The organism is Nocardiopsis sp. CA-288880 (assembly GCF_050955985.1).
GTDB lineage: Bacteria > Actinomycetota > Actinomycetes > Streptosporangiales > Streptosporangiaceae > Nocardiopsis > Nocardiopsis tropica.
Genome location: NZ_CP192105.1, coordinates 539,958 through 557,972, shown reverse-complemented (window position 1 = coordinate 557,972; position 18,015 = coordinate 539,958). Strand labels below are relative to the sequence as shown.

Here is an 18,015-nt window from a genome sequence, read left to right as displayed (position 1 = left end):
GAGTAGTGCCGCCGCGCAACCGCACGCGTCCGGTCAGCCCCGGCGCAGGTCCCATCGGGAGCCCTGCGGGGTGTCCTCGACCACGATTCCCGCCTCGGCGAGCTGGTCCCTGATGGCGTCGGCCGCCGCGTAGTCCTTGCGGGCGCGGGCCGCCTTGCGCTGTTCGAGGGCGACCGCCACCAGGGCGTCCACGACCTCGCCGAGCCCCTGGTCCGCGCTCGACCACTGCTCGCTGAGCGGGTCGAGGCCCAGGACGGCCAGCATGGCGCGCAGTTCCCCGGCGATCTCGGCGGCCTGCTCCTTGCCTCCGGAGGCCAGCGCCGTGTTGCCCTCGCGGACGTGGCCGTGCACGACGGCGAGAGCCTGGGAGACCCCGAGGTCGTCGTCGAGGGCGGAGGCGAACCCGTCCGGCACGCGGTCGGCGGGGGCGACCTCGCCCAGCACCTCGACGGCGCGGGTGAGGAAGCCCTCGATCCGCTGGTAGGCGGAGGCCGCCTCCCGGAGCGCGGCGTCGGAGTAGTCGATGGTGGAGCGGTAGTGGGCCTGGCCGAGGTAGTAGCGCAGTTCGACCGGGCGGACCTTCTGGACCATCTGCGGGATGAGCAGGGAGTTGCCGAGCGACTTGCTCATCTTCTCGCCGCCCACGGAGAGCATGCCGTTGTGCAGCCAGTACTGGGCGAAGCCGTCGCCGGCCGCACGGGACTGGGCGAGCTCGTTCTCGTGGTGCGGGAAGATCAGGTCCAGCCCGCCGCCGTGGATGTCGAAGCTGGGGCCGAGGTACTTGGTGGCCATGGCCGAGCACTCCAGGTGCCAGCCGGGCCGGCCGCGCCCCCACGGGGTGGCCCAGCTGGGCTCGCCCGGTTTGGCGCCCTTCCAGAGGGCGAAGTCGCGGGGATCGCGCTTGTCCCGGTCCGGATCGGAGTCGGAGGACTCCATGACCTGGTCCAGCCGCTGGTTGGAGAGTTCGCCGTAGGACGGGTAGGAGCGCACGTCGAAGTAGACGTCGCCGCAGCCGTCGTCGGAGGCGTAGGCGTGGCCGTCGTCGATGAGGCGGCGCATGAGGTCGATCATCTCGGGCACGTGACCGGTGGCACGCGGCTCGACGGTGGGCGGCAGGCACCCGAGGGTCTCGTAGGCCCGGGTGAACGCGCGCTGGTTGCGCTCGGTGACCTGCCACCAGGGCACGCCCTCGGACGCCGCGACCCTGATGATCTTGTCGTCGATGTCGGTGACGTTGCGGCAGAAGGTGACGTCGTACCCGCTGTGGCTCAGCCACCGCCGCAGGATGTCGAAGTTGACCCCGGAGCGGATGTGGCCGATGTGCGGGGGTGCCTGCACCGTGGCACCACACAGGTACAGGGAGGCGGATCCCTCGCGCAGGGGGACGAACTCGCGGACCTGTCGGGCACTGGTGTCATAGAAGCGCAGACTCACGTTGTCAAGCCTATCCGCTTTCCCCTCGGGGCCGCGTCACAAACCACGAACTCCCACGCCGGTCGTTCCCCCTTCGGTCACCCCGAAGTGCGTATATGTGTTAAGCCGTATTCGGGAAGAGGGGGCGCGGGAAAACACCTCCCCACCGCCCGCCCCCGGGGATCAGCAGGCCGCCAGACCCTGCATATTCCGACAGAACACCCCAGAACACCCCCGAGTGTGCCGGTCGGGAAGCAACCGTAATCGGTCGGAATCTCGTGTTAGCGGCACCGACTCGACTACGCTGCGGTGGCGATGGCCCCTTACAACAACACCCCCGGATCAAGGACACGGAACGGTCGGCCCGCAGGTCGCGTCACGGGAGCCGGAGCTCTCGCGGGTGGTGCCCTGTTCGTCGGGCTCATCGCGCTGTGCGCCCTCGTCATCTCCTACAACGGCATCTTCCAGTTCGCCGAGTACGGCGGCCACGCGGGCAGCGCCCTGGCCCACGTGTTCCCGGTGACCTACACCCTCCTGCTGATCATGGCGTGCTGGGTGAGCTACCTCCTGCGCGGGGCGCACCCCCGCGAGCGGCTCTGGGTGGACCTGGTCCTGATCCCGGCACTGATCATGTTCGCCACCGCGGCCATGCTGCTGAGCAACCTCGAACTCGTCGAACGGGTGCCCGAGGGGATCGCCCGGGTCATCGTCGCGGTGGCCCCGCTCGCCGCCCTGCTCGTGGCGTTCCTGCTGTGGATGACCGTCCGGGCGCACATGCGCAGACGCCGCCGCACGCCGACCGCCCGGCCCCGCCCCTCCGACGACCCCGCCACCGTGCTGCACGCGCGCGCGGTGGTCTCCCCCGCCCGCGTGCCGGACGAGCCGGACGACGCCGCTCTCAGGACCCGGCTGCTGCGCCTGGGCCCCGACGACCGGGACACGGAAGCCGAGGACGGGGCACGGTCGCACGAGGCCGGGGAGTTCGTCCGGATCCGTCCCCGGCCCGAGGCGGCCACCGTCCCGGAGCGGCACGACGACGGCTCCGAGGCGACCGGGGGCCTCCGGCGCGACGAGCCGGACGAACCGGACGAGCTGCCGGAGGACGACAGGGAGGACGGCCCGGAGGAGCACGGGGACGCGGCGGGACCGATCGCCGCACCGGTGCCGGCGCAGGCGTCCCCCCAGGGGCACGGCCGTCGCGGCGACGGGGACGACGAGGCGTCGGCGCCGACGTTCCCGCTCCCCCGGCGCTCCCGTAGCGGGCACAACCCGATCAAGCTGGCCGCCGAGCAGCCCCCCGTGGTGCCCGGCGCCGCGGCCCCCGGGCCCGGGTCGGCGGAGGACCGGTACGGTGGCGCGGACGCACACGTCCACGCCGACGCCGGCGGGCCGGTCGAGGCGGTCCCGGACCACCTCGCCGACGAGGGCTTCGACCACGAGCCGCCGCCCGGCGACCCGGCCTCCGACGAGGCGGAGGCCCCCGCCGCCCTCCCCGTTCCCGGAGGGGGGCCGGAGGCGGTCGGCGGCGAGGGGTCCGTGCCTGTGGCGGAGCCCGCGTCCGCCCCCGCCGCCCGGACATCGGCGGAGACCGCTGCCCGGTCGGAGGGCCCGGTCCGCGGGCGCCGCGGGGAGGACCGCTACGCGGAGCACGGGGGCTACGGCGGCGACGGGCCCGCCCAGCTCGGGCCCGTGCGGGAAACCGTGACCGCCCCCGTCGCGGGAACCGTCGCCGGAACGACCCACGGGACCGGTGCCGACGCCCGGGACGAGACGTCGGACCGGCCGGCGGACCGGCTGGTGGCCGGGCTCCCCGACGGGCCCGTCGGCAAGGTGGCGGAAGGGTCGTCGGACCTGTCAACGGACGGGGCCGCGGACGACGGCGCCGGCCCCGGGGACGGCCGTGCGCCGACGACCGCCCTCTGGGAGCCCCCTGCGAGCGCCGACACGGGGGCGGGGGTCCTGTCGGACTACGTTCCTCCGGTGTGGACGCCTCCGGAGGACGACGGGCCCTCACCCGCGGACGAGGGCCGCGTGGAACCGGAGCCCGAACCGGCGCCCGTGCTCGACCACGACACGGGGCCGACGGTGCGCGCGGCGTTCCGGATCCCCCAGGCGCCGCCGGAGGCCGTCGGCCCGTCCCCGGTCCCGACAGCACCGGAACCCGCGGAACCGCAACCGGCGGAGGCCGCTCCGGCACCCGGGACGGGGGGCGTGCCGGAGGGGGAGCGCGTGCACGGCCCGGGGCCCGGGACCCTGGAAGGGGAGCCGGACGGGGAGCCCGGGGAGGAACCCCTGCCCGAGGTGGAGGAGCTTCCGTCCGCCTTCGGCCCCGGCGCCGAACCGGAGACCGGGGACCCCTCGGACCGGGAGGCCCCCGCGGACGGGGCCGGGACCCGCGCGGAGCGGCCCGGACCGGAGCGCCTGCCCCTGACGAAGCGGAGCGTGCGGACGCCGGTGGAGAAGCGCCCCATGGTGCTCAAGCCGCCCCGTCCGCCGCTGCCCGACTTCGCGGCGGGACCGCCGTCGCGGCGCGTGCGCAGCGAACCGCTCCGCCCCGACGAGTGAGCCGTGCGCCCCGCCCGGTCGTCCACAGCCCCGCGGAAGGGGTGGCGGGCGGCGGCCGGGCGGGCCATGCTGTTGTCGGGGGCGCGTGAGCGCCCCGCAGGGAGGGATGGCCCCCCATGCCAGAACATCCCCCCGCCCGTCCGGCGCCAACCGCCCCCGCACGCCCTGTGGACGACCTGGGCCCCCGGGCCCCCGGTTCCCGACCGGGAAGGGCCGGGGCGTGCCCCGGCGTCTCCTGCGTCCCGTTCAGGGCCTCGGGCGGGCTGCCGGTCGAGGGCTGCCGCGCGGGCCGGCATCACCGAGACCGGCTCCCTGCTCTCCCGGGCTGCCGATCGAGGGCTGCCGGTCGAGGGCCGACGCCCTCCGCCGCGAGGGGTACTGCCCCGCTTCGCCCCCGGGTCGGCCGGCGGTCGCGCCGCGCCGCCGGGAAGCCGCCGGGAACACGACCGGCCGAGCGCGACGCCCCGCCGCCGACCGCGCCGTCCGCGGCACCGGACGGGGGCCGGACCGCGGGGCCGCCCGCTCACGGCCTCCGCGCACCGGCCGGTCCCGGACTCGCCCCCGGACACCGGCACACCCCGGACACGACGAAGGTCCCGCACCTCAGGTGCGGGACCCCTCTGTTCGCCGTTCGCCTCGCCGCCCCTCCGGGGCCGGGCCGCACCGGAGCCGCACGGGCCCGGCGCCGCCGTCGGCGGGCGGGTCAGTCCACCGCCGCGCACAGGGCCGTGGCGACGGCCGCGATGCCCTCGCCGCGGCCGGTGAGGCCCAGGCCGTCGGTCGTGGTCGCGGAGATGCTCACCGGCGCCCCCACGACCTCGGAGAGCGTCTTCTCGGCCTCGGCGCGCCGGGGCGAGAACTTGGGACGGTTGCTGATGATCTGGATGGCGACGTTGCCGATCTCGAAACCGGCCGCGCGAACGCGCGCCGCGGTCTCGGTGAGCAGTGCGGCGCCCGAGGCGCCCTTCCACCGCGGTTCCGCCGTGCCGTAGTTGGACCCGAGGTCCCCCAGTCCGCAGGCGGACAACAACGCGTCGCACGCCGCATGGGCGGCGACATCGCCATCCGAATGGCCGCTGACACCGTCTTCACCCGGCCATTCCAAACCGGCGAGAAAAAGTGTCCGTCCAGGAGAAAACGGGTGGACGTCCGTTCCGACGCCCACCCGAGGCATATTCGTCATGAATGACGCGATTCCGTGACTGGAGTTCAGGTCGTGAGAACCTCGTCGAGGAGGGCCTCGGCCTTGTCCTCGTTGGTCTTTTCCGCGAGGGCGAGTTCGCTGACGAGAATCTGGCGCGCCTTGGCGAGCATCCGCTTCTCGCCGGCGGACAGACCGCGCTCCTTGTCCCGGCGCCACAGGTCGCGAACCACCTCGGCGACCTTGTTGACGTCGCCCGACGCCAACTTCTCCAGGTTCGCCTTGTAGCGCCTGGACCAGTTGGTGGGCTCCTCGGTGTGCGGTGCGCGCAGCACCTCGAAGACCTTGTCCAGGCCTTCCTGCCCCACCACGTCACGAACGCCGACGTCCTCGGCGTTCGCGGCCGGCACACGGACCGTCAGATCGCCCTTGTCGACCCTCAGAACGAGGTAGATTCTGTCCTCGCCCTTAATGGTGCGAGTCTCGATCGCTTCAATACGAGCAGCCCCATGATGGGGGTAGACAACAGTGTCGCCGACCTTGAAAGCCATGTGACAGGTACCCCTTCCGCTACCACAAGGATACCACGAATCTGTGACTTAACGTACCTATTAGGTTTGCGAACACGCAGGTCAGGACCCCCTTTTCGGGGGTTGACAAAGTGTACCCGAGGCCTGTCGCGGGCCTGGTCAGGGCGTGTCCGAAAGGCTTCGGAGCCCCCTGGCCAGCGGAACCGCGCGCCCTTGGCGAAGGGTCGGGAGAGGTCGGGCGCGGCCCGGCTCCGTCCCTCTTCCGAGGGGTCGAAGCGACGGATGTCACGATTTTGCGCCGACCGGAACCCCCTTTGTTCCGGCAGTGCCCCGCAGCCCCGCCGACGGCCCCGCGCCACCGGCGCGGACCCCCTCCGCCACACGGGCGCCACGGGTCTCCCCACGGGGGGTCAGCCCTCCGGGTCGTAGTCCTCGCGTTTCTCGCCCGTCACCATGTAGACGAGGTTGTCGGCGACGTGCACCGCGTGGTCACCGAAGCGTTCGTAGAAGCGTCCGACGAGGGTCACGTCCATGGTCGCCTCCACCCCGTACTCCCACCCGGGGGCGAGGATGCGCTGGAGCAGCTTGCGGCGCAGGCGGTCCATCCGGTCGTCGTCCTTGTCCAGCTCCAGGGCGGTGTCGGGGTCCCTGTCGACGATGACCTCCCCGGCCTTCGTGACCAGCAGCTCCGCCTGGTGGCCCATCTCCAGGACGATCGACCGGACCGGCTTGGGGATCGCCGAGTCGGGGTGCCTGCGGCGCGCGATCTTGGCCAGGTGGACGGCGTGGTCGCCCATCCGCTCCAGGTCGCCCCGCATGTAGAGCGCGGTGATGATGGTCCTCAGGTCGGAGGCGACCGGCTGCTGCCGGGCCATCAGGCTGAAGGCCGTGTCCTCGATGTCCTGGTCGAGGCGGTTGATCGCCTCGTCGCCGGAGATGACCTCCTGGGCGGCGTCGATGTCGCTGTCCAGCAACGCCGTGGTCGCGCGTGCGACGGCGTGCCTGGCCAGTCTCGTCATCTCGACGAGGCGTTCGGTCAGACTGTCAAGGTCCTCGTGGTACGTATCGCGCATGGCGTCAATGCTCCCAGTGGTTGTTTGAAGAGTCGGCCAAGGTTTGGTGAACGATGGAAGAACCTCGGTTGTGTCGTCTGCCCTGACCGGGTAAAGCTCCAGTCCGCACGTTTACGATCGAATCGTGCAAGGGGAACTTCTCGCCGCTGTGACCGGCATCTTCGGACTCGTGACGGGCGTCGTCATCGGCGTCCTCGCCGGTCATTTCTTCCGTACGGGTACCAACGAACGCCGTCAGGCCCCGGTGCCCCAGCGCCACGACGGCACCACCCTGCCACCGGGGATCGCCGAGGTCCTCTCCGCACTTCCCTCCTCCGCAGTGGTCCTGGACTCCGCCGACAGGGTCCTGCGCGCCTCCTCGGCCGCCCGCGCCTTCGGCCTCGTCCGGGGCGAGGAGCTGGTCATAGGCGAGCTCCTCGTCCTGGCCCGCAAGGTGCGGCGCGACGGGGTCATCCGGGAGACCGACATCGAGGTGGCCGTGCGCAAGTTCGGCCCCGACGCGACGTCCTTCGCGGTGCGCGTCGCCCCCCTGGGGGGAACCGGCCTGGTGCTGGTCCTCGCCGAGGACCAGACCGAGCACCGGCGCGTGGAGGCGGTGCGCCGCGACTTCGTGGCGAACATCTCCCACGAGCTCAAGACCCCGGTCGGCGCGCTGTCCCTTTTGGCCGAAACCGTACAGGACGCCAGCGACGACCCGGAGGCGGTGCGCCGCTTCACCGACCGCATGCAGACGGAGGCCGCCCGGCTGACGGCGGTCATCCAGGACCTCATCACGCTCTCGCGGATCCAGGGCGCGGAGCCGATGGCCGAGCCCACCAGGGTCGAGCTCGGCGGCGTGGTGGAGGAGGCCCTGGACGCGGTGCGCATGCCCGCGGACGCCAAGGGGATCGAGCTGGTCGGCAGCGGCGCCGAGGGCGTCACGATCCTGGGCGACGAGGGCCTGCTGGGCACCGCACTGCGCAACCTGATCGCGAACGCCGTCGCCTACAGTCCCAAGAACACCCGGGTCGCCGTGTCGGTCGGGGTGTCCCGCTCCAGCGTGGACATCAGCGTCGCGGACCAGGGGATCGGCATCCCCCAGCAGGACCGGGAAAGGATCTTCGAGCGGTTCTACCGTGTGGACGCCGCTCGGAGCCGGGCCACCGGTGGTACCGGCCTCGGCCTGGCGATCGTCAAGCACATCATGACCCACCACCGTGGAGAAGTGACCGTGTGGAGCAAGGAGGGGTCGGGGTCGACGTTCACACTGCGTCTGCCCAGACCCGACGACCGGGGGCCCGACGCCACCCGGAACACCGATCAGCAGGAGGCGGCACAGTGACTCGTGTACTTGTTGTCGAGGACGAGGAATCGTACAGCGACGCCCTGTCGTACATGCTTCGCAAGGAGGGCTTCGAGGTCGCCGTGGCGCCCACCGGAACGGTGGCGCTGGAGACCTTCGACCGCACCGGGGCCGACCTGGTGCTGCTGGACCTGATGCTGCCGGGCCTCTCGGGAACCGAGGTGTGCCGGACGCTGCGGCAGAAGTCCAACGTCCCCGTGATCATGCTCACCGCCAAGGACTCCGAGATCGACAAGGTCGTCGGTCTGGAGCTCGGCGCCGACGACTACGTGACCAAGCCGTTCTCCTCCCGCGAGCTCGTGGCCCGTATCCGCGCGGTCCTGCGGCGCCGGGGCGAGGACGAGGTCGTCCTCCCCGCCGCCCTCGAGGCCGGTCCCGTCCGCATGGACGTGGAGCGCCACGTGGTCACGGTCCGCGGCGACAGCGTGCAGCTGCCGCTGAAGGAGTTCGAGCTCCTGGAGGTGCTGCTGCGCAACGCCGGGCGGGTCCTGACCCGGATGCAGCTCATCGACCGGGTGTGGGGCGCCGACTACGTCGGTGACACCAAGACCCTCGACGTGCACGTCAAGCGGCTGCGCGCCAAGATCGAGGAGGACCCGGGCAGCCCGCGGTACATCGTGACCGTGCGCGGTCTGGGCTACAAGTTCGAGCCGGTCACGGTCGACGTCTGAGGGCACGGGACACCCGCGGGGCCTCCCCGTCCCCCGTCGCCTCCCCCTTCGTTCCCGTGCCCCGGGCCGTGGACCGGCCACGGCCCGGGCAGCACGCCGTTCCCGCCCCCTGCGGAGCCGGGGGCCGCCCGGGCGTACGCGCGGGCCCTCGCGGGCCGTGCGGCGGTCGCCGCCGCGTCGGCGACCCTCACGTCCGGCGGGGCGCGCCGCGGGACGGACCGCCCTCCGGGGCCGTGTGGCCGCCCCGGGGCCGCCGCGAGTCGGATCCGCCCGGAAATGTACCCGTGGGCGGCCACGGGCGGGCACAGGGCCCCTCAGGCCTCCAGGACGACCGTGAAGGGCCCCTCGTTGGTGAGGGCGACCGACATCTTCGCGCCGAACACCCCGGTGGCGACCGTGGCGCCCAGCCCGCGGAGCTCCTCGACGACCGCGTCCACCAGGGGTTCCGCCACGGGCCCGGGAGCCGCGGCCTGCCAGGTGGGGCGCCGCCCCTTGCGGGCGTCCCCGTAGAGCGTGAACTGGCTGACCACGAGGATCGGCGCGCCGGAGTCGGAGCAGGACAGCTCGTCCTCCAGGATCCTCAGCGTCCAGAGCTTCTTCGCGATCCTGGCGGCCTCGGCGGCCGTGTCGGTGTGCGTCACCCCCACGAGCGCCATCAGTCCGGGCCCGGCGATCTCCCCGACGACCTGCCCGTCGACCGTCACCGACGCGTGCGAGACACGCTGCACGACCGCGCGCATGGTTCCCCCTCGTTCTTCTCTTCCCCCGCGCCCGCCGTCCGGTGGGCCGCCGTTCGCCGCCCGGTCCGGGCTACTGCGACCGCTGGAACTGGTTGAGCGCCCGCAGGCGCCGGGTGTTGGTGATGATGCCGGTCAGCGACACCACGAACGTGGTGATGGAGTCGGCGAAGTCCTCGATCCTCCACTCGCGGGGGCCGGTGTACCAGGCGAGGCCGTCGCCGGTCAGCTCCTCCGGGGTGAGGTCGGCGAGCGCGGCCGAGGCCAGGATGTTCGCCCACCGGTCGACGTCGTCGAAGATCACCGCGTACGGCAGGTAGCGCGAGTAGAGCTCCACCCTCCGGCCGGGGAGGGCCTGTTCCGCCCGGGGGCTCAGCAGGAAGTCGCGGAAGCCCATCGTGTGCGCGTACACGCTGCTGCCCAGCTTGGTCTTGGCGGGCATGTACTGGGCCCCCGCCGTGACGGCGGCGCCCGCGATGACGACCGCGAGGCCGGAGAAGGCCGCGCCCGTGAAGACCGCGAGGACCCCGGTCAGGGCCACGCCGCCTGCGGTCAGCGCCATCCCGACCGTGCTCCAGCGGGTGCGCACCTGGCTCGGCGACCGGGCGAACCACTTGAGCCGCACCATGTCCCGGTACAGCTCCTCGCGCACGCGGTCGATCCTGGCGGGGAAGTCGGCGGAGGCCCGCGGCGACCCCAGCTGCGACAGCCGCACCGTGCGCCGCTCGCCGAAGAGGGCGTCCAGCAGCAGCCACTCGGAGGCCAGCAGGGTCTCCCCCGGGGGGCCGTCGAGCCGCACCAGGCGCCAGTCGACGGACGTGAAGTGCTCGTGCGGCAGCTCCTCCAGTCGGATGTAGCCCCGCACCGCGAGGTCGAGCACCGCCCCGGTGAGGTCGGCGATGTCGACGCGTTCGTCGATGAGGGTGCCGATCTGGCCGGGGTGCACGTCGTCCGGGGGCGCGAACCTCAGCTGCCCCCGCTCGCCCTCCTCGACCGGCGCGTGGTCGCCCTCGGAGGCCTCCCGGCGCAGCGCGCGCTCGTCCCGTCCCCTCACCCGGATCAGCACGGCCAGGCCGCCGACCAGGACGACGAGGAGGAGGCCGAACACGCCGGCGGTCGCCGGGGTCACCGCGAAGGCGGACGCGAGCGACCACCTCCGGGTGAGGATGGGTTCGCCCTCGGCGGTGCCCGAGGGGTAGTTGACGACGATGTCCAGCCGGTCGTCGGGCTCCATGTCCGCCTGGAGGAAGTGGGCGACGCCCGCCTCCGGCCCCATGTCGGACGCGGTGCAGTACATGGCGCTGCGCGGCTCGCCCGCCAGGCACGAGAGCGCCTCGGGCGGCATGGGCGCGGTCACGGTGACGTCGGTGGACTCCACGGTGTGGCTGTAGGCGCCGATGGCCCTCCACTCCATCTGGACGCCCTGGGTGACCCCGCTCACGGTCCCGCCCACCCTGTAGGTGAGCACCACGCCGGCGGTGGCCGCGGTGGGGATCCGCGCGTACAGCGTCCCGTCCGCCTTCTCGACCTCGACGGCCAGGGGGCTGCCGTCCAGGTCGGTCGCCTCGACACCGGTGACCTCGAACTTCCTGTCGTGGTCAGTGTCGTAGAGCATCGTCTCGGTCAGGGCCCTGGTGAACTCCGCGGGGGCCCCGCCGCTGAAGGTGATGGTCTCCTCGCCGTGGAGGACCCCCGCGCGGTCGAGCTCCAGTCTGACGTCGTTGGTGATCAGCGGATCGGCCGCGCTCCCGAGGCCGACCGCGCCGGTCCGGTCCGGCGCGCCCCCCGGTACTGTGGTGGCCGGCGCGGCTGCCGTCGCGGCGTGGGCCTCCCCTTCCGGCCACACGACGCCAGGCGCCGTGACCAGCACGGAGCACACCGAGAGGACCGTCGTCGCCACGACGGCCGGGCGCCAGGAGCCGACCCACCACATGACGCGAGAGCCTATCCGGTCCCCCCGCGCGCTGTTGTCACAGGGCACCGCGGGCGGCGCCGTGCTCCCGGCCCCCGGGAGGCGGCCGTGGTGAGGCGCGGGCCGGCCCCGGTTCCGGAGTTCTGGTCGGAGCGGCCCGGGTTCTTCCAGCGGATGGGGCTCGGCGTGTCCCTCACGCTCGGAACGGGGCTGGCCGCGGTCGCCTTCACCGGTTTCCTGGCGTTCTCGGCGATGCTGTCCTCCTCCGACGCCGCGTGGTCCCACCCGGTGGCGTCGGCCGGCCCGGCCGACGGGGGCGGCGAACACCAGCGGGCCGTGTCCACGGGAGGGGACATGCTCGGCGACAACCCGCTGTACCGGATCGGGGAGCTCGGCGAGGTCACCTGCGAGGCCCCCGAGCTGGACCCGGAGGACCCGGAGTCCGTGGAGGGGTTCGTCCACGAGATCGCCGACTGCCTCGACCGGGCGTGGAGCGCCTACTTCGCGTCGGCGGGGATGGAGTTCTCCTCCCCCAACCGCGTGTACTGGTACTCGGCGGGGAACAGTCCGTGCGGCGCGTTCCCCACGCAGGGCACCGCCGCGTTCTACTGCCAGGCCAACCAGGGCCTCTACCTGGGGGTCGAGGACATCGTGGAGGCCTCGGCCGGGAGCGACAGGCCCGAGGCGTACACGTTCCTGCTCAGCCACGAGTACGGGCACCACGTGCAGGGGCAGTCGCGCATCCTCGCCGAGTTCCACGAGGCCCGCGCCGGGGTGGACCGCGAGACCGCCGACGAGCTGACCAGGCGCAACGAGCTCCAGGCGAACTGCCTGGGCGGGGTGTTCCTGGGCGCCTCCGGCCCGGCACTCGGCCACGGCGGGTCCGAGCGGGAGAATATCCTCGACGACGTCGGCCTCCGGTCCGACCACGGCGGGGACCACACCCACGGCTCGGAGCGCAACGGCCGCCTGTGGACGGCGCACGGCATGGACCGCGTGGACCCGGGGGCGTGCAACACCTGGGACGCCCCCGAGGACCTGGTCGAGTGAGGCGCTCGCGGGGGCGCGGACAGGGGCCTGGCCGTCCGGCCCGGCCGACGGCGACGACAGGGCGGGCGGACAGGGGTGTACGCAGGGTTCGGTGAGTCTCCCCGTTCGGCGCGGCCCGGTCAGGCGCGGCGCGCCGACCGGCGGGCGCTCGGTATGGTGACCGCCCTCGTGGTGGTGCTCCTGGCGCTGGCGATGCTGTCCTGGACGACCGTCAGCGAGGAGGCCTCCGGTTCCGGTGCGGCGCCCGAGGGGGGCGGTGACGGCGCGGCGCCCGACACCGACTTCGACGACAAGCCGGGGCAGAGCCCCTCGGGGGACGCCGCGGCCACCGGCCTGGCCGACCCGTTCGGGCAGCGGGAGAGCCCGTCGGGGTACGAGGCCCTGGTCGCGAACCCGCTGTACGGGACCGGCCGCCTGAGTCCGCGCCCGTGCCCGGCGCCCGGGCTGGACGTGGACGACACGGAGTCGATGAAGGAGTTCCTGGACTCGGTGGCGGACTGCCTCGACGACGCCTGGGCGACCCAGTTCGCCCGCGCGGGCATCCCCTTCACCCCGCCGGAGCGGGTGTTCTGGGACGAGCCCGGGGTGAGCCCGTGCCGCCCCTACCCGTCGCAGGCGGGCGCGTTCTACTGCCGTGCGAGCACGAGCATCTACATCGGGACCGCCGACGTGGTGGAGAAGTGGAACGGCGCGACGCGACCGGTGGTGTACGCGTCCCTGCTGGCCCACGAGTACGGCCACCACGTCCAGGGCGAGTCGGGGCTGCTGGAGTACTACCACGAGCAGCGCCAGCTGGAGGAGGACCCCCTGGAGCGGAACGCGTGGACGCGCCGCAGCGAGCTCCAGGCGAACTGCCTGTCCGGCGCGTTCCTGGCCTCCGTCCGCGTGAGCTTCCCGCTGGACGGGGACGACTTCGAGGCGGTCCTCGGCGACGCCAGGGCGACCGCCGACCGCGAGGACGGCGACGAGGAGGAGCGCACGCACGGGTCGGCGGACAACAGCGTGCACTGGACCAGCCGGGGCTGGGAGGAGCAGACGCCGTCCGCCTGCAACACCTGGGACCTGGACGACGAGACGCTCGTGCACTGAGCGCCGCCGCCGGACGCGCGGGCGGTGCGCCGGACCGGGCCGCCCGGTGCCCCGGACCGGCCGCGGGCCCCTCGTCCCGGGCGGCGCGGGTGCGCGGGGCGGCGCGGAAGCGCTGCGGGACAGGGGATCCGCGCGGCCGGCCCGGCCCGCCGGGGCCGTCCCCAGGTCTTCTCCGGTGCTGTCGCTCGGACACGCAGCGTGGCAGGATGCTTGACATGTCGGACCTCACCGCCCCCCTCAGCGCCCATGAGCCTGCCCCGACCGCCCCCGTCCCCCCCGTCGTCGTCTCCTCCCCGTCCGCCCCCGAGCCCGCCTCCGCCCCGACCGCTCCGGGCCCCGCCGCGCACAACTGCGTCGAGCTGCGCGTGCACGGCGTCAGCGGCGGCCAGGCCGAGGAGCTGCTGGACGTCGAGCCCGCCATGCGGGTGGGCGGCGACCGCCTGGCAGGTTTCTTCCGGTGGCGGCGCAAGGCCGACACCGAGACCGTTCCCGGGGTGCGCCGGGAGATCTTCGCCTGGGGCAACCTCACCTCCGGCAGGTCCTCCCGGGCGCTGTGGCTGCTCCTGATGCCGTTCATGCTGATCAACGTCGCGTACTGGATGCGGCCCGGGCGGATGGACCGCTCCCCCACGGGCGTGCGCCGGCTGGCCAACAACGCGTACGGGGCGGGCGTGCGCCTGCTGGCGCTGACGCTGACGATGCTCATCACCCTGGCCGCCGGGGGGATCGGCATGGACCTCGTCGCCTGGCAGTGCGCCGCCGGGCAGGGCGAGGAGTGCGTCCGGGTGCTGCCGTGGCTGGCGTTCCTGGCCTCGCCCGCGTCGCTGCTGTCCGCGCCGGGGACGGCCCTGCTGGTCGGCGCCGTGCTGCCGGTGGCCGTGGTGCTGGTGCTGTGGCGGCTGTCGCGGCGCACCGCCGCCGACTACGAGGTGGTCTCCCCGGCGGTGCCGCCCCGGGAGAGCGCGGCGGCGCCGCTGAGCCACGCCGACTTCTGGCGCAACAGCGAGACCATGGCCAGGCTGCGCTCGGCCCACATCTCGGTGGCGCTGGGGACCGTCGCCGCGCTCCTGCTCGTCCCGGCCCTCCGGCACGACCTGATCTCCCCGTCGGGCGGACCCGGCGGCGACTCCGTCCTGTGGGGGGCCGGGACCGTGCTGGCGGTCCTGCTCTCGGCGGTGGTCGGGGGGAGCGCCCTGAGCGTCCTGGTCCCCGGCGTGGACCCGCGCTGGAACGCCAGGGCCGACCGGGTCTGCCGCCTCCTGCGCGACGCCACCCTGGTCCTGGGCGTCGCGGTGGCCGTGTACACGGCGTGGCCGCGCCCGGAGTGGGCGGCCGCCGGACGGCTGCCCGGCAACGGGGCGATCCTCAACACACTGTTCGCCGTGCAGGTGTCCCTGGTCCTGCTGATGCTGGTCGCCGCGCTGGTGCTGTTCGCCGCCGACCGGGCCCACGACGGGGCGGCGATGCGCGGCCTGGCCGGACCGGCCACGGCCGCCCTGGGCGCCCTCCTGGGCGGCGGCTTCTCCGCGGCCCTGGTCTACCAGGGCTCGCTGTGGCTGAGCGGCTGCGGCTCCCTGTCCGCGCCCGGCGTCCACTGCCTGCCCCTGTCCGCGCCCTCGGCCTACTCGTGGCTCCAGCTGACCTTCGCGCTGGAGGCGGCCATCGCGGTGGGGGTGGTGGCGATGCTCGCGCTGGAACTGCGCCGGAGCACGCGGGCGCACCTCCCGCAGGTCGCCGAGGACTACGCGCGCAGCGTGCACGACCGCCGTACCCGGGAGATCGCGCGGGCGCGGGCGGCGGGGCGGATGACCGAGGTGCTGCCCTCCGTGATGGTGGCCCTCCTCCTCCCCGCGGGGGCGCTGGGGGCCCTGGCGCTCTACTCGACCCTGACCGGCAGTCTGGGGGCCGGACCGGTCCCCGCGGCGACGGCCGTGGCGGGCGGGGCCCAGGAGGTCGCCCAGGGCACGGTGTCGGGGCTGATCGGCGTCGGTTCGCTGCTCGGCGGGGCGTCCCTGGTGGCGCTGGCGCTGATCGGGCGCAGCGCGTACCGCGACCGGCCGACGCGGCAGGCGGTCGGCGCGCTGTGGGACGTCGGCACGTTCTGGCCGCGTGCGGCCCACCCGCTGGCGCCGCCCTCCTACGCGGAGCGCGCCGTGCCCCAGCTGTCCGCGAGGGTGGCGAGGATGACCCGGGAGGACACCGACGTGGTGCTGTCCGGGCACTCGCAGGGCTCGGTGCTGGCGGCGGCGACGGTGTGGCAGCTGCCGTCCGACTGCCTGGGCCGGATCGCGCTGATCACGCACGGCTCACCGCTGGACCGCCTGTACGCCAGGTACTTCCCGGCCTACTTCGGGCCGGGGCCGTTCGCCGACCTGCGGGAGCGGGTGTCGGTGTGGCACAACCTGTGGCGCGTCACGGACGCGATCGCCGGACCGGTGCGGTTGCGGGACGCGTCCGGCGGGGAGGGGGACCTGCTCACCGTGGAACAGGCGGAGCCGATCCCGGATCCGCGCGGCTACGACGCCCCGCCGGGCGAGGCCAGGAGGCCCGAGATCCTGGGCCACTCGGACTACACGGGCGACCCGGCCTACGCCGGAGCGCTCTGGCAGGTGATGGGCGCCATGGACTGCGCGGACGCCTCCCGGACGGACGCGGCCCCGGAGGGGCGCCCGTGACCGCCGGGCGGAGGCGGCCTACCAGGGACCGTAGGGGCCGTTGTTGCGGTTGCCGCCCACACCCTTGACCGCCGGGCGCACGTCGAGCAGGAAGACCAGGGTGGCCACCAGGCCGAGGATCACGAACATCCCGCGGCCGGAGAACACCGCCAGCAGGGAGAGGCCCGAGGCGAGGCCGGTGAGGACGATCCACAGCTTCTTGGTCTGCTTGTCCATCAGCTCGAACGCCGCGGCGGGCGTGCGGATCGCCTCGATCAGCGCGTACAGACTGGCCACGAAGGTGACCAGGTAGATGGCCTGCCAGATCAGTCCGAACAAGACGCACACTCCCGAAGACGTTCCGAGCGGGGGGACCGCCCGCTCTCCACCGTAAACGGACCGCGGGCGCCGATCGTGCCCGCGGAGGTTCGGATCACACGTGTCGCGCCTCCCGCGCGGCCGGGTGGCCGGTGGCGCCCGCGGAGGCGGATCCCCGGCCTGCGGGGCCGGAGGTCACACCGGGATGTGCCAGAGGCAGGTGACCGCCGCCAGGAGGAACGCCGAGCCGCCCATGATGACCGCGCCCGCGTGGTACGGGAGTTCTTCGTCGGGGCGCAGGAGCCGGTTGACCCGCCGCATGACGCCGGGTTCGGCCTCGCTGACCGCGGCCATGGCCCCGGCGGGGACCGGCGCGGGGCCGGCGGCGCCGAAGCGCAGCAGGGCCATGGCGAGCTCGCGCGAGGAGCTGCGGCGGCTGGCCTGGTCGTCGGCGCACATCTCGATGAGCAGGGCGACGGTCTCGTAGTAGGTGCGGACCAGGCGGACCCGCGGGAACGCGCGCTTGAGCGACGAGAACGGCAGGAGCACGAGGTCGTGGCGCTGGCGCAGGTGGGCGTGCTCGTGGGCCAGGACCGCGGCCAGCTCGCGGTTGTCGAGGACCGCGAGCGCTCCGGCGCTGATGACCACCTGGGAGCGCAGGACGCCCGGCAGGCAGTAGGCGGCTGCGGCCGGGTGGTCGACCACCCGGGCGCCGGGCACGTCGGGGTGCTCGCTCGCGACGAGTTCGAGGAGGTCGTGGTGGCGCCGGCGGACGCGGACGACCTGCACGAAGGAGGAGACGAGGCCGTAGAACAGCACGAGGGTCAGCACGAGGGCGAGCACGACGGCCACGATGTGGCTGACGCCCTCGACGCCCTGGGAGAGCTCCGTGAGGATCAGCCGGCCCGTGACGACGTCGGTGGCGAGGGCCAGGGAACCGCCGGCCGCGCCGAGCTGGTAGGAGGACAGCCCGAAGGCCAGGAGGGCGCCGATGGTGGACACGCCCCAGGCCAGGCCCAGGGTCTGCCAGGTGATCACCGCCGTGTAGGGACCACGCGAGGGCCACTTGGCCCGGTGGAGCGCCGCCATGGCGATGAGGCAGCCGACCGCGACGAGGGAGAGTAGGGCGGCACTGACCATACGGACTAGTTCCTTGGCTGCTCGATTTCCGAGAGTGCGCGCCGGAGCGCGGCAGCCTCCTTGCCGTCCATGGACTGGACGAAGGCGGCCAGGGCGGCGTCGCGGTCACCGGTCTGTCCGAGCGCGTCGAACATCAACTCGGAGACGTAGGCCTCACGGCTGGCTGCCGGACGGTATCGCCACGCACGACCCTCGCGTGCCCGGGTGACGACCTTCTTCTTGGCGAGCCTGTCGAGCACGGTCATGACGGTCGTGTGCGCCAGGTCGCGCTCCGCGAGCGCTTTGCCGACCTCACGAACCGTCATCGGTTCATTCCGTGCCCACAGTACATCCATCACCGCGCGTTCGAGTTCGCCGAGCCGATTCATGACCACGAGTCT

The 18,015-nt window shown here is 73.4% G+C and carries 15 protein-coding genes; 6 read left to right on the top strand and 9 right to left on the bottom strand.

Going from position 1 to position 18,015, the window contains the following annotated elements; genetic code table 11:
* Positions 1-33: 33 nt before the first annotated feature.
* Positions 34-1,434 carry a cysteine--tRNA ligase gene (gene cysS, locus ACQPYD_RS02500; RefSeq protein ID WP_433699591.1) on the bottom strand — a complete coding sequence of 467 codons (1,401 nt, stop codon included), beginning with the start codon at positions 1,432-1,434 and terminating at the stop codon, positions 34-36.
* Positions 1,435-1,728: 294 nt separating this feature from the next.
* Here cysS and ACQPYD_RS02495 point away from each other — a divergent pair, with 294 nt between their 5' ends.
* Positions 1,729-3,978: a DUF2637 domain-containing protein gene (locus tag ACQPYD_RS02495; RefSeq protein ID WP_433701925.1), complete on the top strand. Its 2,250-nt coding sequence runs from the start codon at positions 1,729-1,731 to the stop codon at positions 3,976-3,978.
* Between the two features lie 703 nt (positions 3,979-4,681).
* On the opposite strand, the gene ispF is transcribed toward ACQPYD_RS02495, so the two are convergent.
* The 3 genes from ispF to phoU all read right to left on the bottom strand — a co-directional run bounded on the left by ispF (position 4,682) and on the right by phoU (position 6,722).
* Positions 4,682-5,152 (bottom strand): 2-C-methyl-D-erythritol 2,4-cyclodiphosphate synthase, encoded by a 471-nt coding sequence (gene ispF / locus ACQPYD_RS02490; protein ID WP_267947807.1) that lies wholly within the window; start codon positions 5,150-5,152, stop codon positions 4,682-4,684.
* Between the two features lie 35 nt (positions 5,153-5,187).
* On the bottom strand, positions 5,188-5,670 hold the full coding sequence (locus ACQPYD_RS02485; RefSeq protein ID WP_267947806.1) for a CarD family transcriptional regulator: 483 nt from the start codon (positions 5,668-5,670) through the stop codon (positions 5,188-5,190).
* 389 nt (positions 5,671-6,059) lie between these two features.
* Positions 6,060-6,722 carry a phosphate signaling complex protein PhoU gene (phoU, locus tag ACQPYD_RS02480; protein WP_267947805.1) on the bottom strand — a complete coding sequence of 221 codons (663 nt, stop codon included), beginning with the start codon at positions 6,720-6,722 and terminating at the stop codon, positions 6,060-6,062.
* Between the two features lie 124 nt (positions 6,723-6,846).
* On the opposite strand from phoU, the gene ACQPYD_RS02475 reads away from it, so the two are divergent.
* Both ACQPYD_RS02475 and ACQPYD_RS02470 read left to right on the top strand, forming a co-directional pair.
* Complete coding sequence (locus ACQPYD_RS02475; protein ID WP_402915603.1) at positions 6,847-8,043, top strand: sensor histidine kinase; 1,197 nt, start codon at positions 6,847-6,849, stop codon at positions 8,041-8,043.
* The gene (locus ACQPYD_RS02470) at positions 8,040-8,735 is read left to right on the top strand and encodes a response regulator transcription factor (protein WP_267947804.1); all 696 of its coding nucleotides are present in this window, start codon (positions 8,040-8,042) and stop codon (positions 8,733-8,735) included. The genes ACQPYD_RS02475 and ACQPYD_RS02470 overlap by 4 nt, the downstream gene beginning before the upstream one ends.
* A 314-nt stretch (positions 8,736-9,049) precedes the next feature.
* Here the strand turns inward: ACQPYD_RS02470 and dtd are convergent, their stop codons facing one another.
* Positions 9,050-9,475 carry a D-aminoacyl-tRNA deacylase gene (dtd, locus tag ACQPYD_RS02465; RefSeq protein WP_433699590.1) on the bottom strand — a complete coding sequence of 142 codons (426 nt, stop codon included), beginning with the start codon at positions 9,473-9,475 and terminating at the stop codon, positions 9,050-9,052.
* A 70-nt stretch (positions 9,476-9,545) separates the two neighbouring features.
* On the bottom strand, positions 9,546-11,405 hold the full coding sequence (locus ACQPYD_RS02460) for a DUF2207 family protein (protein WP_433699589.1): 1,860 nt from the start codon (positions 11,403-11,405) through the stop codon (positions 9,546-9,548).
* A gap of 153 nt (positions 11,406-11,558) precedes the next feature.
* Between ACQPYD_RS02460 and ACQPYD_RS02455 the strand changes: the two genes are divergently transcribed.
* The 3 genes from ACQPYD_RS02455 (at position 11,559) to ACQPYD_RS02445 (ending at position 16,198) form a co-directional block, all read left to right on the top strand.
* Entirely contained in the window at positions 11,559-12,434 is an 876-nt protein-coding gene (locus tag ACQPYD_RS02455) for a neutral zinc metallopeptidase (RefSeq protein ID WP_433701924.1), read from the top strand.
* Positions 12,435-12,509: 75 nt separating this feature from the next.
* On the top strand, positions 12,510-13,523 hold the full coding sequence (locus ACQPYD_RS02450) for a neutral zinc metallopeptidase (protein WP_433699588.1): 1,014 nt from the start codon (positions 12,510-12,512) through the stop codon (positions 13,521-13,523).
* Between the two features lie 215 nt (positions 13,524-13,738).
* Positions 13,739-16,198 carry a hypothetical protein gene (locus ACQPYD_RS02445; protein ID WP_433699587.1) on the top strand — a complete coding sequence of 820 codons (2,460 nt, stop codon included), beginning with the start codon at positions 13,739-13,741 and terminating at the stop codon, positions 16,196-16,198.
* An 18-nt stretch (positions 16,199-16,216) separates the two neighbouring features.
* On the opposite strand, the gene ACQPYD_RS02440 is transcribed toward ACQPYD_RS02445, so the two are convergent.
* The 3 genes from ACQPYD_RS02440 to ACQPYD_RS02430 form a co-directional block, all read right to left on the bottom strand.
* Positions 16,217-16,516: a DUF2516 family protein gene (locus ACQPYD_RS02440; RefSeq protein WP_267947799.1), complete on the bottom strand. Its 300-nt coding sequence runs from the start codon at positions 16,514-16,516 to the stop codon at positions 16,217-16,219.
* Between the two features lie 174 nt (positions 16,517-16,690).
* The gene (locus tag ACQPYD_RS02435) at positions 16,691-17,635 is read right to left on the bottom strand and encodes a M56 family metallopeptidase (protein ID WP_433699586.1); all 945 of its coding nucleotides are present in this window, start codon (positions 17,633-17,635) and stop codon (positions 16,691-16,693) included.
* Between the two features lie 5 nt (positions 17,636-17,640).
* Positions 17,641-18,003, bottom strand: a complete 363-nt coding sequence (locus ACQPYD_RS02430; protein WP_267947797.1) for a BlaI/MecI/CopY family transcriptional regulator — start codon at positions 18,001-18,003, stop codon at positions 17,641-17,643.
* Positions 18,004-18,015: the final 12 nt, after the last annotated feature.